The sequence below is a fragment of the Flindersiella endophytica genome (genome assembly GCF_054779015.1).
In genome coordinates, this window is sequence record NZ_BAAGYY010000006.1 from 126,056 (window position 1) to 140,290 (window position 14,235).

Below are 14,235 nucleotides of genomic sequence, written 5' to 3' on the forward strand. Positions count from 1 at the left end.
CCCATTGTCGCGCCCCGCGGACCAGCTTCTGGCACCGCACACAACGCGGGGACGGAATTCGGGAACTACTCCACCGGCATTCCGTCCCCGCGTTGCCCCACTCAGCCGGAGCCACCTCCGGAACCGCCTCCGGAACCGTCGCCAGCGGATCCCGCTCCTGCCTTCAGCAGCTCGCGTTCCGCTCTGGTCGGGATCAGCCCGGCCGGCGCGATGATCTCGGACTTGACGTACTCCGTCTCCGAGCTCGGTATCGGCTCGGACGTGCGGATCGCCTTGATCCAGATGCGTACGGCGTCACCGATCACGATGATGATCAGCACGGCGTACAGCGCCGCCAGGATGCCGTCGACCGTGGTGTTCACGATGATCTGGTTGATCTGGTCGACGTTGTGTGCCGACGGCGGTAGTTCGGTCTTGCCCGCGTTCAACGCGTCGACAGCGACCTGGCGCTGCGCGAAGAAGCCCATCTTCGGGTCGTCGGAGAACACCTTCTGGTAGCTCGCCGTCAACGTGACGATGGCGTCCCAGGCCAGTGGTATCGCCGTGATCCAGGCCCATTTCAGCCGGCCACTCTTGATCAACAGCGTCGTGGCCACTGTCAACGCGACCGCGGCGAGCAGCTGGTTGGCGATGCCGAACAGCGGGAACAGCTGGTTGATGCCGCCGAGCGGGTTGGTGACGCCTTGGTAGAGGAAGTAGCCCCAGCCCGCGACGACGACCGCGCTGGTTCCGGCGAGACCCGGCCACCAGCTCACGCGCGAGATCGGCTTCCAGATGTTGCCGAGCGTGTCCTGCAGCATGAACCGGCCAACTCGCGTGCCGGCGTCGACCGTGGTGAGGATGAACAGCGCTTCGAACATGATGGCGAAGTGGTACCAGAACGCCTTCAGCCCGGCGCCGCCGATCAGGCCGGAGAAGATCTCCGACATGCCGACCGCCAGCGTCGGCGCACCGCCTGTGCGGGCGATCAGGGACTCCTCACCGACCGCTTGTGCCGCCGCCTGTAGCTGGTCCGGCGTGATCGTGAACCCGAGCCCGGTCACGAACGTGCTGGCCGAGCCGAGCGTGTCGCCGAGGGCTGCCGCGGGTGAGTTCATCGCGAAGTAGAGACCGGGGTCGAGCACGCAGGCCGCGATGATCGCCATGATGGCGACGAACGACTCCATCAGCATGGCGCCGTAGCCGATCATGCGTACCTGCGACTCCTTCTGGATCATCTTGGGAGTCGTGCCCGAGGAGATCAGCGCGTGGAATCCGGACAGGGCGCCGCAGGCGATCGTGATGAACACGAACGGGAACAGCGAGCCGGCGAAGACCGGCCCTTTGCCGTTGAACGCGAAGTCGGTGAACGCCGTCGTCTGCATGCTGGGCAGCGTGAGCGCCACACCGAGTGCGAGCAGGACGATCGTGCCGATCTTCATGAACGTCGAGAGATAGTCGCGCGGTGCCAGCAACATCCACACCGGCAGCACGGCGGCGACGAAGCCGTACACGATCAGCGCGAGCGACAACGCCTGCGGCGACAGGGTGAACGTGTCGGCCAGGCTGGAGTTCTGCACCCAGCCGCCGGAGACGATCGCCAGCAACAGCAGGCCGACACCGATGATCGAGACCTCGATCACCTTGCCGGGCCGCCACCAGCGCAGGTAGAAGCCCATGAACAAAGCAATGGGGATCGACATCGCGAGGGAGAACGTGCCCCACGGCGACTTCGCCAGCGCGTTGACGACGACCAGCGCGAGCACGCCGAGCAGGATGATCATGATGGTGAACACCGCGACCAGCGCGGCGATGCCACCGACCGGACCGATCTCGTCGCGCGCCATCTGGCCGAGGCTGCGGCCGTTACGGCGCATCGAGAAGAACAGGATCACCATGTCCTGGACCGCGCCGGCGAAGATGACGCCGACGATGATCCAGATCGTGCCCGGCAAGTAACCCATCTGCGCCGCGAGCACCGGGCCGACGAGCGGACCGGCCCCTGCGATGGCCGCGAAGTGGTGCCCGAACAGCACACGGCGATCGGTCGGGTGATAGTCGATGCCGTTGTTGAGGCGTTCAGCCGGCGTTGCCCGCGTATCGTCGGTACGCAAGACGTGCTTGACAATGAAGCGAGCGTAGAAGCGATAGGCGATGGCGTAGGAGCCAAGCGCCGCGCCGAGCAGCCAAACGGCGTTGACGTTCTCACCCCGCGCCAGCGCGAGCACGCCCCACGACACCGCACCGACGATGGCGACCGCTGTCCAGATCACCACCGAACGCACATTTATGCGATTCACGGTTCTCCTTTGCGATGTTTTGTTGTGTCCTCCGAAGGTGTTGCCCCAGTCGGCTATTTCGCGGGCTGATGGTTCAGGCGGCCCATGCAGGCGCGCAGTCCCGCGTCCGGAGGAAGGTCTGTCTTGAAGTGGCGCAAGAAGCCGTACCGCTTGCAGTCGACGGTGACGTCGAGCTCGGCGAGGTGCCACCAGGCGGTGGGGTGTACGTATACCGCACACTCGTCCGCGGGCTGGCTTTGCGGCCGCATGGTGCCGGGAACCTTGCGCCGCTGGATCGGCCGTACGGAGAACTCGCCGGCGTCGGCGCAACAGAGCCCGGTCGTGTGCCAGTCGATCAGAACGACCTCACCCGGACGCAGCGCTTCGTTCGCCGCTGCCGTGACCTTGATGGTCATCTCGCCCACCTCCGGCCCGATTCGGTCGGGACATACGTTACGACACGGTGTCGTCCTGGTGGCGGATGTTACTCTTCCGCAACTCTCGGGTACAGCGGGTCCGGCCTGGACCGGCCGCATATTTCATTGACCGAAAAGCCGGGCGCCCGGCTAGTGTTCGGCAGTATGAACGAGGTCCTGTTCGACTCGATCCGGCACAACGTCTGGGCCACCGGACGGCTGGTGGAGTTCTGCCGCGAGCAGAGCCTGTCCGAGGATCAGATCCGTGCGCGCGGAGTCGGCACGTACGGCGACATCCGCGAGACGCTCGACCACATCATCGTCTGCGACGGCTCGTACGTCCGGCGGCTGCTGGATGTCCCCCTCGAGTGGGCCGACAGCGAGTCGGACGTGGACCTGCCGGTGCTGGCGGAGCGCGTGGTGGAGCTGTCGAAGCTGTGGGAGCAGGTGCTCGCCACCCCGATCGACGTCGAACGCACCCTCGTCGTCGACGACGGGGCGGAGGAAGTCCGGCTCGGCATCCTGGTGGCGCAGGCGCTGAACCACGCGAACCATCACCGCGAGCAGGTCTGCGCGATCCTCACCGGCCTCGGCATCGAGCCTCCCGACCTCCAAGCCTGGGAGTACGCCTGGGTGACCGGCCGCATCTGGAAACGGGACGTCACCCGTTGAACAGGTGACCGGTCCGGAACGAGTAGCGGGCGACTTTCGGTGCCCAGCGTGCATACGTCCCGGCGTCCTGTGGGATGTCGGTGGTCGCACCGATCTGGCGGACCGCGAGGGCGATCGTCGCCCAGCCGTCCCCGTTGGCGTCGAGGAGCTCGAGGAGGGTCGGTCCCGAGTAGCTGGGGAGTGCCTCGAGGAGTCGTGCGCCTTGCAGCGGAAAGCCAACAAGAATGCCGAGCAACACTATGACTGCGCGAAACTCGCCTTGGGCGAACTGGTCGCGCTCGTGTGGCGGGAGGCCGGCACGTAGCAGCCGATAGACGTTGACGAGCCGCTTTGCACTGCGCGGCGTGCCGATCAACGGGTGAGCGTCGATGATGAGCTGCCGTTCGTCGGGCTTCAACCGCAACGCCCGCGCGAGGACACGTTGCCTCTGTACACGGGTGCTGACCCGCCGAACCTCCGAAGGTGCTTGTGCGGCTTGCACTGGTGGGGATTCGTCGTCTGTCTGCTGCGGAACATCGTCCGGCCCGCCTTGTGGGCTGGCTGCCTTGGCCTGCTCGATTTCGTCGGCACCGGAACCGGTCGTGGGCTCTGGACTCACGAACTCGGGCAACAGGTCCGCCGTGACCAGATCGGCGTACCCCTGCTGGGTCATCGGTGGCAGGCACAACGAGATCTGGAAGATTTTCTCCAGGTAGTTCTGCGGAGTCTCATGGCTTTGCATGAGGTCGGCGTAGTGGTGGTGGAGTGAGCGCAACAACCACCGCGAATCGACGCCGACGACCACGACGAAGAGCGGGAACGCGAGCAGCAGGTGCACGGCCTGGAGTACGTCCACGACACGATCGGGCGGACAGCGGTCGAGATCGTCGATGTACAGGACGATCCGTTCAACGTCCGTTCGCGTTGTCAGCCGGTGGCTCAACTCTTTTTAGGTCGCGTCGGATAGTCGAAATGATGCCCTCGTGCCGCCGGTAGACGGCCTCGGCTCGCTCGGCTTCATACTTCTCGATCAGCCGCAGCAACGGCTCCCGACGACGCTCGTCGACCTTCCGGACGATCTCCTCCGCGGTGCGAAGCGCCTCGGTTGCTCGCAGAACGATCCCCGCACCGATGACGGTTCCTGCGGCGTAGATGGAGAACGTCCAAGCCGGCAGCAAGGTGGCGATCATCGCCGGTCCGGCGATGACGTAGGCGGTGGTGGCGAGCATCAGCAGGCGCATCGGCCAGCCGGAGCGACGAAAGAGGAACCGTACGCGGCTTGTGATGCCGTTCAACTCGACCGCCGACTTCGCATCCAGCGTCTGGACGACCTGCTCGGGCAGGTTGGCATTGCGGAGTGCCTCCCGAAAGCCGACCGGCGTGTCGTCGGTACTGTCGAGCTCCGTGTTGATCTGCTGGAGCTTCTGCTCAGCTTCGTCGCGCTGCCGTTCGAACTCCTTCCGCGCGGCCTGGGCTCTGCCAGCTGCCGCCAATGGCTGGGAACTTCGCCGAGGAAGATGGAATCGCTGCCACCCGCACTTCACCAGCGGATGTGCCAAGAACCGCGATGGGGACGGGTGCGATCCCGGTGGCCACCGCGGTCACCGGGAAAGTGTCGTGGCGGTCGACCTGGGCGGTGGTGCCGGTGAACTGGTCGAGCATGACCGCCCCATTCTCGCCGCCGGCGACGATGTACGGTCCGGTCTCCAGCTGAACGGCGGCGAGTGATCGGATCGGACCGCCGCTGTAGAGCTGGCGCCACCGGGGCCGGTCCAAAGCCGTCGGTGCGTTCAGATGGTTCCACAGCGCTCTCGTACATGTGATGATCTCCCAGCAGCACGCACGCATCAAGGAGGTATAGGCGGCCGACATATCGACGCTGCCTCCACGCTGTCCGATGAGTGCGTCGAACAAGCCGCCGACGGAGTCCCCCTCGGTTAGCAGGTCCTGGCTCAGCACGGCGTTGCGTAGGGTCTGGTCCACACGTTCGACCGTCTCGGCGTGAGCGGCCTCGACCAACGTGCTCAACCGAGCGACGACATCTGCGGTCAATTCGCCAAACGGCACGCTTGGTCTTCTGGCCAGTATGCGTTCCTTGGCACTCAGCTCCGGTCGCTCCGCGAACCTGTGGTTGCCCAGGGAGATCTTCGCCGCGACCTCGACAACGGCTTCCGCCAACCGCTCCAAGCTCATGGCGTCAACCTAGAGGGAGAACTCCGGTTCAGGCTGGGAGTTCGGGGAACCTTCCGGCGGCACTGCGGACGGCAGCGGACTCTTCGGGTGCCAGGGCTCGGTCGGAGGCCCGCGGTTCGGTCAAGCCCGGCACGACCGTGGCGATCACGCCGCGATCGAGATCAATTGTGAACGATTCGGAGTTGAGGAGCAGCTCGCGGCAATTCTGTGCAATCCGGTCCGAATTCGTGCTCCGGGTGGAATAAAGCGCGCCTGGTCCTTCACGTTTGTTAGTGCATTGTTAGCGGCCGTCTCTAGCGTCAGCTCTCGGCGAAGCCTCGTGGTTCAGGAACAGCCAACACCACACTGCACTCCCAGCCGAGAGGGCACGTCATGGCGCCGAAACCGCTTACCCGCAAGGTCACGACCCGATTCCTGCTCTTGGCCGCGGCCCTGCTGATTCCCGTCGCCCCAGCGGCCGCATCCCCTGCTCCGCAACCGGCCGACAGTTCGGTGGGTGCATCGGGCCTGCCGTTGATGTCCGGGTCCGATGCACCGAAAACCGTACAAAGCAACGTGGCGCCCGCCGTCGCGGGCGACCGGGTTCAGCACTCAACCGCTCGATCGCATGATGTCACAGGAGATGGCTGGCCAGACATCATCGCGCGTCAGCCCGGCCTCAACGGTGGTTCGCTGTTCGTCTACACCCACTCGCAGAAGGTGCAGGGAACATCGACGTTCGTGTCGAAGACTCTCGTCGGCACGGGCTGGGATGCCTACAACTGGATCGGTGTCGCCGAGGTGACCGGCGACACCGATGAGTACGAGACCGCCTCCGAGAAGCCGGCCGACCTGATCGCCGGCCGCGCATCCGACGGCGCGCTGCTGGTGTTCCCGCACAGCGGCCGGCTGAACGGTACGAGCACCTGGCTCTCACCTGTGCAGGTCGGCAACAGCTGGAACGGTCTCGAGGTCATTCTGCTCGGCGACCTCAATGCCGACGGATTCGACGACATTCTCGGGTTCGACGACAACACCGGCAGGCTCTACGCGTACTTCCATACGGGCAAGTTCGTCGGCGTCGGCACCTTCCGGTCCGCCGTTCTCCTGCACGACAACGACATCGACGGCGACGGCAACATGGTCGACGAATGGAACTTCCTGACTGAGTGGAGCCGGGAGAACCCGGATCTGGCCGGCGCCGACCTGACCGACGGCGAAACGGTGGCGGCCCGTCACCTGAACAAGTACACCAGCGGCCCGCCGTGGGACCTGAACGAAGCCAACATCTTCCATATCTCGATGGGCCAGTTCACCCATGCCACCACGTACTGCGTGTTCCTGATCGATATCAACGGCGACGGACTGGACGACATCGTGAAGTCACAGCCCGACGGCAAGCTGATGTATTACCCGTTCCACGGCTGGGGCGCATCGCCAGGCCTGGGAACTCCGGTTCAGATCGGCTACGGCTGGCAGAACATGGATCTGCTCACGTGAAAAGGCCGAACCACGACAAGCGCGACCAGGGGTGGACATGATGCGAAGAATCGCCAAGCTGACAGCCGCTGCTCTGGTGGCGGCGCTGACCATAACCCTGCCGGCCGTGGCCGAGCCGGCACCGAACGTTCCGGCCCAGGCCCTCGACGTCGACCGCGAGTATCACTATGCCGGCTCGCGCGCCGCGACCGAGGAGATCCATCGGCAACGGCTGCTTGCCGGGCCCAAGGGCAAGGAGCTCTACACGCTCGCCGAAGACGGCAAGTACGTCGTCGAGACTTCGGCCGATGAGATACTGGCGGCCGAGTACGAGCCGCAGGTTGGAATCGACCCGGTCAGCTTCGAGGAGTGCGAGCAGCGGTACGACCCCAACCGGCCGTTCTGGTACAAGAACAAGTACAACTCCTGCAGCCGTAACGACGTCACGGTGCAGTACTTCGAGCTGGTCAATGGCGTGTGGGTGCATGTGGGGACCACCTATTTCGCGTCCACGTTCATCGGTGTGGCACAGAACGGCAGCAACACGATCGTGTTCGGGGCCCGGTTGACCCACCTTGGCGACGAAGGCAAGGTGAACAAGTCCGGCACGACGCTCACCCTCAAGCTGGGTTGCCTGAACGCGGACCCGGCCCGGCAGAGTACCTGTGCGACGACCCCGGCAACGGTCACGAGGACCGTCGCCGAGTGGCAGACCGACGGGGTCACCCAGCCGGCGTGGTTCACTTCGACGGCGACCACTACCACCGTGCCGGCCGACAGTTACGCGGGCGAGAGGCGCGGCTTCTTCAGCTACGACCTGCTGGCCACCATCGTCGGCACGGACGGGGTTCCCCGTACGTCCATGTCGCCGGCCGAGACGTTCCGTTGCGACGAGGCGGCCTACGTCTATGGCAGCCACTGCGTGTTCAACCACGTCTCGTCCTCACTGTCCCTGAACGCGAACGACCCCACCTACGGCGAGTCCGCGACGTTCATCCGAGACGCCCAGACCAACATCACCTCGACCAAGCCAGGCACGGCCGGCAAGAAGGTGCCCGGCAGGTTCGGCGAGGAACCGTTGCACCGCCTCTACAAGGCCTACGACACCGAGAACGACATCAACGGCTCCCGCCGCAAGATACGCCGCGCCTGCCGCCACTACTTCGGCACCGGCTACACGCTCAAGAACAACGTTCGACAGCAATGTGACGAGTATCCCTTCGCCACGACCTACGAGAACGCCGCCAGAGTAGACGAATCCTCCTCGTTGACCTACGCGGTGCGGGCGATCACCGGCACCCACAACGAGACCGCCGGCCGCATCTACGGCACCTGGCTGGGCTCCGACCACATCCTCGACGGCGACCCGTTCTACATCATCATCCGATGACACAACCGCAACCAGTGCAGGCGATCAACGACTCGATCCGCGTGGAGTACGGACAGTTCCTGCTCCAGGACGTCGCCGGCCGCCACCTCGCGGGCCGGCTGCCCGTCGACCCGGACCGGCCATGGCGCATGGTGGCCGGTCCGGGCGGTGCTCTGTTCCACAGCGAGTCGCTCGACCGGACGGTACCGGTCCGGCTCGAGCTCTGGCGGGCGGAGCCGCCAGATCCACCTGAGCCGTGGCGGGCTGTCGCTGTCGGCGTCCTGGTCTCCGACTCCGACCAGCTGCGACTCCGGTCCATCACCGGAGACCTGACGTCCCACGTGCTCGCGCTGGAAGGCCCGGGGCCGTACCACATCCGCGCGTACGTCCACACGACCGTCGGCGATGACGACGACGAGGCGTTCGAGACCGACGTCGAGGAACGCTGGCTGCTACAGCTCTGGCCGGCCGGTTGAGCCGGGCGGGGTGACCGGATATCCGGCGGGCTGTTTGCCGAGTGCGGCGCTCCGGGCAGCCCGCCGTTCGAGTACGTCCTCGCGGAGGCGACCGGAGTCGGCGGAGACCCGACGCCGGCTCGCCTTCGACACGTGGTCGGAGTAGAGCTTGCCGAGCAGGTGCTCGGTCTCGTGCTGCAGGCAACGAGCGAAGTAGTCCTCGGCCCGCAGCGTGAGCGGGATCCCGTTCAGGTCGACGCCGCGCAGGATCACCTGGGCCGGGCGCGCCACTGTCGTGGTGGCGCCCGGGATCGACAGGCAGCCCTCGTCGTGGCTGGTCTCGCGGACACCGACGACCGGGTTGAACACGTGCCCTGCGCGGCGCTCGCCGTACTCGTCGGTCAGGTCGTAGACGAACAGCTGGGGGTCCACATCGACCTGGTTGGCGGCCAACCCGCACCCCTCCGCGACCCACATTGTGGCGAACATGTCGTCGATGAGCCGTACGAGCTCGGGCCAGGCCCGGACGACCCGCCGAAGTAGCGTCAGTCCGGGAGGTCGGGGAACCTCTTGCCCGCTTCGCGGACGGCGGCCGACTCCGACGGGGTCAGGGCTCGGTCGGAGGCGCGCCATTCCGTCACCGCGGGCATGACCGAGGCGACTGCCGATGCGTCGAGGCCGGAGCGGAGCTCGGTCAGGAAGGCCAGCCGGAACTGGTGGACCTCCTCGGTTTCGGCTGGGGCGGGCGAGCACATGATCAGCCAGCTCATCGCCAGGTCGGCGGCCGCCGGGCCGCGGCTGGCGTTGGCCCAGTCGAGTAACACGGGCCCGCGAGCGGTGATCAGGATGTTCTCGACGTGGAGGTCGAGGTGGAGCAGGCGGTCGCCCGGCAATCCCTTGCTTCGCAGGCCTTCCGGTGCCGGCAGGGCGTTCACCAGCGCGTGCATGTCCAGTACGATGCGGGCCGCATCGGCCGGGGTGCGGTCGCCGGAGCGGATCAGGGAGGCGAGCATCGGGCCGTCGACGCGTTCCATGACGATGGCACCTTCGGGGGTCACCGACGACACGGACGGTACGGGAACCCCTGCCGCGTGAGCGAAGGCCATGACGGACGCCTCGGCTGCGAGGCTTCGCCCGTTCAGCGCGCGGCGCAGGACCAGGCCGTCGCCCAGGTCGATGATTTCGCAGTCGCGCCCACGCGCGATCACCTCACCAGACGCCATCGAACACCACCCTAGTCTCGTGCTCGGACGGCCAGGACGACCGTCAGTACGAGCGCGACCAGTACGCCTACAACGGGAACCACGACGGAGGAGACGACCGAGACCCAGCTCGTCAACCACAGCCCCACGCCCGCCAGCGCGCCGGTCAGCGCCAGCACGCCGGCCACCCGCAGCAACGGGCGCAGCCACACCGAGCTGGTCACGACCGCGGACAGGGGCAAGGCCGCGGACCAGGACGACGACACGTGGTGCACGTACAACCCGGCGGCCAGAGACATCAACGGCACAAAGCCGATCGGCTCCGAGAGCAGCGTCGTACGCAGCACCCACCCGACCACCGCCAGCAGCTCGAGCACGAGCACCACCCAGGTGCCCGGCACCACCGCCGGCACCAGGGCGACACCGGCCAGCACCAGGTATACCAGCGGCAGTCGCGCCACCGCGGGCAGCGCGGCACCCAAGGCCACGAACCCCGACAAGAACACGACGAGCCGGAACAGCAGCGGCACGATCCCCAACGCACGAACGGATCCCGCCGCCCCGGAAGCAGTCTCCCGGATCCCCTCGAAGTACGAGCTCATCGCGGCGCCGCCGCCATCCGAGAGACGTCGCGCAGCACCGCGTCGAGCGAGCCCGCCCCGGCCCAGGTGACCGTCGGCACGCCGTGCTCGAGCAGCCGGCTGATGGTGTTCTGCCTTTCCAGCAACCAGATCCGGTACGCCACCTCGGTCCACCGGTTGCGCCGCGGCGGCCGCACCTGCGAAGGCAACGTGTCGACGGCGACCACGGGCCGCCCCGACCGCGCCAGCCTGGCCATCATCTCGACCGAACGAGGATCGAGCAGCGGCGTCAGCACCACCAGTAGCGCGGAACTCGGCACGCGATGCATGCCGAACACCGAAGCCGACGGCCCGTACCGCCGCTCCCCCGACCGTACGCCGAGCAGCCATCCCAGAATCGCCAAGTACTGCTTGCGTCCGCTCCCCGCCCGCAGCGTCCGCCCGCGGCCGCCGTACTCCACCAGCATCACGCGGTCGCCGCGGCCGAGGAAGTGCTGCGAGATACCCGCGGCCGCCCGCACCGAGGTGTCGAGGACGCTCGGCGCCCCGTCGACCCCACCCGACGGCCCGGCCTCGTGCAGCACGTCGACCAGCACCACGAGCTCGGCGTCACGGTCGGACAAGGTCTGCGCCACGTGCAGTTCCCGCGCCCGCAGCGACGCCCGCCAGTCGATCCGCCGCAGCCGGTCGCCCGGCATGAACTGCCGGATGCCCGCCAGCTCGCCGCCGTCGCCGTATCGCCGCGACCGGTGGACGCCGACCAGCCCGGCCGCCCGCGGCATCGCGTCGTGCGCGGAGAACGGCTGGGTCAGCGGAAACACCCGCAGCGAAGCCGGTTCGGCCCGGATCTCCCCGGCGTGGAAGAGCCCGTCACACGCCACCGCGTTAAGACGTACCGGCCCGAAGTCGAGCCACCCCCACCGCAACGCCTTGCCCGGCAGGGCGAAGTCCACCACCCGCGAGCCGCCCACCGAGGCCGCGAAGACCTCGCGACCGCGGTGCAGCTCGAGCCACGAGGAGTACTGGCTGCGCATGACCACGAAGTCGTACGTCGCCTCGTCTGGGTTCCGCACCTGAACCGACACGTCGATCGAACCGCCCTCGACGACCGGCTCCTCGCTCGTGCGAACCACCGCCGACGGCGGCCGCGCGGGCCGGCGCCACAGCGCGAGCGCCGTCCCCAGCACGAAAGGCGAAGCCAGTACGGCCAGGTCGACCCGGCCGCCGACCACCGCGAGCACCAGCAGCACGAGCACCAGCACAACGGCCCTGGACAGGGCCGCGCTCGGCGTCCAGCTCGGTGCCGAACTCGGTCTGGAGCTCACTGAGCACCGCTGGTGTAGGTCGGCAACGCTCCGCTCGCCGGCGCGGTCACCGAGGCCAGCGCCTCGCGCACGACCTGGTTCGGGTCGATCTGCTGCAACCACATCTCGGGCCGCAACGTGATGCGGTGCGCCAGCGCCGGAACGGCGACGTCCTTCACATCCTCCGGCACCACGAAGTCACGTGCGGCGAGCACGGCCTTCGCCCTTGCCAGCAAGAGCAAAGCCAGCGACCCGCGCGGCGACGCACCGACCAGGACACGTCCCTCGGCACGGGTGGCGGCGACGATCGAGATGATGTAGCGCCCGATCGAATCCTCGACCGCGACGTCCTCGAGCGTCTCCTGCATCGCCAGCAGCGTCGGCCCGTCGACGACCGGGGCGACCTCGGCCTCCTCCCGCCGGCGCACCATCCGGCGCCGCAGCACGTCGAACTCCTCGTCCTCGTCGGGATACCCGAACGACACGCGCAGCAGGAACCGGTCGAGCTGAGCTTCCGGCAGCGGATAGGTGCCTTCGTACTCGATCGGGTTGGCCGTGGCGAGGACGTGGAACGGCGACTCCAGCCGGTACGTCGTGCCCTCGACCGAGACCTGCTTCTCCTGCATGGCCTCGAGCAGCGCGGCCTGCGTCTTCGGCGGCGTGCGGTTGATCTCGTCGGCCAGCAACAGGTTGGTGAAGACCGGGCCGCGCCGGAACGTGAAGTCGTGGTTGCGCTGGTCGTAGAGAAGCGAGCCCGTCACGTCGGCGGGCAGCAGGTCAGGCGTGAACTGGATCCGCCGGAACCCCACGCCGAGCGCCTGCGCCAGCGAGCGCGCGGTCAACGTCTTTCCCAAGCCGGGCAGGTCTTCCAGCAGGATGTGGCCGCCGGCCAGGACTCCTGCCAGCACCAGCTCCAGCGCGTCCCGCTTTCCGACCATCACCTCGCCGACCGCGTCGAGCACCTTGTGGCACAGCACGCTCGCGTCGGCGACGGTCAGCCCCTGCTTGCCGGACGGTTCCGCGTCCACTCTTCCTCCAGTTTCGCCACGACGGCCGACAACTCGGCCGGCGACGGCACTCGCTTCGGGTTGGGGGTGTTCAGGAACGTCGCCGTCCGCTCACCCAGCACGTCGTTCATCCGGTCCAGCTCGCCAGTCAACCGCAGCCGATCCTCGACCAGCGCGGCTAGCTCGGGCAGCACCACCCGGCCGAAGTACGCGGCGTCGCCACGGGTCAGCTCGAGCCGCTCCTCCCAGCGCCGCGCGCCGGTGAACGGACGGTCCGGCAGCTGGCCGAGCAGCTTCGCCTCGGTGTCCTCGCGGACCGGCAGCTCGACCTGCCGCGGCGGAAGCAGCGCGCGTACGACCAGCCGCCCCACGACCACCGCCAGCACCACGACGAGCCACAGCCCGAACGCGATGTCGAGCCCACCGCCCCACCGGCTCAGCGCGTAGAGCCCGACCGCGATCACGACCGCCAGGACACCCTGCCGGGCCCACGAACGCAGCACGCGGCCGGACGGGCGAGGGCTCATGACGCCTCCGCGGGCGAGCTCGGGGTACGCGACAGCTCCGCGCGCAGCCGCACCAGCGTCTCGCGCGCCTGGACCCGCATCGCGTCGTCGACGTCGGCGGGCGCGTAGCGGGCCTGCCGGTAGAGGTCGGCGAAGCCCAGCAGCAGCGGCCGGCTCACGTCGTAGTGCTCCAGCAGCCTCGTCACCAGGTCGGCCGGGGCGTCCTGTGGCGGGTGCTCGACACCGGCCGAGGTGGCCGCGGCCTCCAGACGCAACCAGCAGGCGATCACGGCACGGCGCGGATCGGCGGACTCGTCGTCGAGCTCGCCGATTCCGGTGTCGACCGCGGAACGAACCGCCTGCTCCGACCCGGCGACTCCGGCATCGGCAGGCGCGTCGGCCTCGCTCTCCGAGGTGTCGGGCCGGCGGAACGCGAGCCGCAGCCGGGGTGCGTACTTCCAGATCAGCAGGCCGGCCACCACCACCGCGAGCACCGCCAGCACGCCGGCGAGCAGCTTGACGAGCACCCCGAGCCACTCCGGGCTGGTGGCGCCGCTGTTGGCGAACGGCGACATGGTGGGCAGCAGCGGTGTTTCCGTACCCGGCGCGGGCGTGATCGGTGGGGCGCTGCGCTCGCCGGCCGGCATCGGGATCTGAGTGACCTCCGGACCGGACAGCACCGAGGCCACGATCACCAGGAGCAGCAGCGTCGGCACCGCGAGTGCCAGACCCAGCTGTCGAGTGCTCCACCGGCGATCCATCCGTCCAAGCAAAGCACAACCGGCACCACCGGGGCGTCGATCCGTCACGGACCGGTCAGTCCGCCGCCATACCC

Annotated in this window: 16 protein-coding genes; 4 read left to right on the forward strand and 12 right to left on the reverse strand. The window is 67.6% G+C overall.

The genetic code is table 11. The features are described from left to right. Positions 1–101: 101 nt before the first annotated feature. Positions 102–2,279: a carbon starvation CstA family protein gene (locus ACYVF6_RS04185; RefSeq protein WP_460515892.1), complete on the reverse strand. Its 2,178-nt coding sequence runs from the start codon at positions 2,277–2,279 to the stop codon at positions 102–104. 53 nt (positions 2,280–2,332) lie between these two features. Further along, positions 2,333–2,674, reverse strand: coding sequence for a hypothetical protein (locus ACYVF6_RS04190; RefSeq protein ID WP_460515894.1), 342 nt, complete (start codon positions 2,672–2,674; stop codon positions 2,333–2,335). Between the two features lie 165 nt (positions 2,675–2,839). Between ACYVF6_RS04190 and ACYVF6_RS04195 the strand changes: the two genes are divergently transcribed. After that, a complete protein-coding gene (locus ACYVF6_RS04195) occupies positions 2,840–3,346 on the forward strand; it encodes a DinB family protein (RefSeq protein WP_460515896.1) in 507 nt (168 codons plus the stop codon). Here the strand turns inward: ACYVF6_RS04195 and ACYVF6_RS04200 are convergent. From ACYVF6_RS04200 to ACYVF6_RS04210, 3 genes are read right to left on the reverse strand one after another with little or no spacing between them, the layout of a single operon-like run. Next, complete coding sequence (locus ACYVF6_RS04200; RefSeq protein WP_460515898.1) at positions 3,336–4,268, reverse strand: P-loop NTPase fold protein; 933 nt, start codon at positions 4,266–4,268, stop codon at positions 3,336–3,338. The two genes, ACYVF6_RS04195 and ACYVF6_RS04200, sit on opposite strands and share 11 nt — an antisense overlap. Then, positions 4,234–4,818: a hypothetical protein gene (locus tag ACYVF6_RS04205; protein ID WP_460515900.1), complete on the reverse strand. Its 585-nt coding sequence runs from the start codon at positions 4,816–4,818 to the stop codon at positions 4,234–4,236. Before ACYVF6_RS04205 ends, ACYVF6_RS04200 begins: the two co-directional genes overlap by 35 nt. Next, entirely contained in the window at positions 4,754–5,518 is a 765-nt protein-coding gene (locus tag ACYVF6_RS04210) for a hypothetical protein (RefSeq protein ID WP_460515902.1), read from the reverse strand. Before ACYVF6_RS04210 ends, ACYVF6_RS04205 begins: the two co-directional genes overlap by 65 nt. A gap of 720 nt (positions 5,519–6,238) precedes the next feature. Here ACYVF6_RS04210 and ACYVF6_RS04215 point away from each other — a divergent pair. Genes ACYVF6_RS04215 through ACYVF6_RS04225 form a run of 3 tightly spaced genes read left to right on the forward strand, consistent with a single transcriptional unit; the run spans position 6,239 to position 8,821 of the window. Next, positions 6,239–6,997: an FG-GAP repeat domain-containing protein gene (locus ACYVF6_RS04215; RefSeq protein WP_460515904.1), complete on the forward strand. Its 759-nt coding sequence runs from the start codon at positions 6,239–6,241 to the stop codon at positions 6,995–6,997. 37 nt (positions 6,998–7,034) lie between these two features. After that, a complete protein-coding gene (locus ACYVF6_RS04220) occupies positions 7,035–8,366 on the forward strand; it encodes a NucA/NucB deoxyribonuclease domain-containing protein (RefSeq protein WP_460515906.1) in 1,332 nt (443 codons plus the stop codon). Then, a complete protein-coding gene (locus ACYVF6_RS04225) occupies positions 8,363–8,821 on the forward strand; it encodes a hypothetical protein (RefSeq protein ID WP_460515908.1) in 459 nt (152 codons plus the stop codon). The genes ACYVF6_RS04220 and ACYVF6_RS04225 overlap by 4 nt, the downstream gene beginning before the upstream one ends. Here the strand turns inward: ACYVF6_RS04225 and def are convergent. The 7 genes from def to ACYVF6_RS04260 are packed head-to-tail and all read right to left on the reverse strand — an operon-like array spanning position 8,798 to position 14,161. Further along, positions 8,798–9,433: a peptide deformylase gene (gene def, locus ACYVF6_RS04230; protein WP_460515910.1), complete on the reverse strand. Its 636-nt coding sequence runs from the start codon at positions 9,431–9,433 to the stop codon at positions 8,798–8,800. The two genes, ACYVF6_RS04225 and def, sit on opposite strands and share 24 nt — an antisense overlap. Then, positions 9,346–10,023 carry a BUD32 family EKC/KEOPS complex subunit gene (locus ACYVF6_RS04235; protein WP_460515912.1) on the reverse strand — a complete coding sequence of 226 codons (678 nt, stop codon included), beginning with the start codon at positions 10,021–10,023 and terminating at the stop codon, positions 9,346–9,348. The genes def and ACYVF6_RS04235 overlap by 88 nt, the downstream gene beginning before the upstream one ends. An 11-nt stretch (positions 10,024–10,034) precedes the next feature. Beyond that, positions 10,035–10,604, reverse strand: a complete 570-nt coding sequence (locus ACYVF6_RS04240; RefSeq protein ID WP_460515914.1) for a hypothetical protein — start codon at positions 10,602–10,604, stop codon at positions 10,035–10,037. Then, entirely contained in the window at positions 10,601–11,908 is a 1,308-nt protein-coding gene (locus tag ACYVF6_RS04245) for a DUF58 domain-containing protein (RefSeq protein ID WP_460515916.1), read from the reverse strand. Before ACYVF6_RS04245 ends, ACYVF6_RS04240 begins: the two co-directional genes overlap by 4 nt. Continuing rightward, positions 11,905–12,915 (reverse strand): AAA family ATPase, encoded by a 1,011-nt coding sequence (locus tag ACYVF6_RS04250; RefSeq protein WP_460515918.1) that lies wholly within the window; start codon positions 12,913–12,915, stop codon positions 11,905–11,907. Before ACYVF6_RS04250 ends, ACYVF6_RS04245 begins: the two co-directional genes overlap by 4 nt. Next, positions 12,882–13,421, reverse strand: a complete 540-nt coding sequence (locus ACYVF6_RS04255; protein ID WP_460515920.1) for a hypothetical protein — start codon at positions 13,419–13,421, stop codon at positions 12,882–12,884. Before ACYVF6_RS04255 ends, ACYVF6_RS04250 begins: the two co-directional genes overlap by 34 nt. After that, complete coding sequence (locus ACYVF6_RS04260; protein WP_460515922.1) at positions 13,418–14,161, reverse strand: DUF4129 domain-containing protein; 744 nt, start codon at positions 14,159–14,161, stop codon at positions 13,418–13,420. The genes ACYVF6_RS04255 and ACYVF6_RS04260 overlap by 4 nt, the downstream gene beginning before the upstream one ends. Positions 14,162–14,235: the final 74 nt, after the last annotated feature.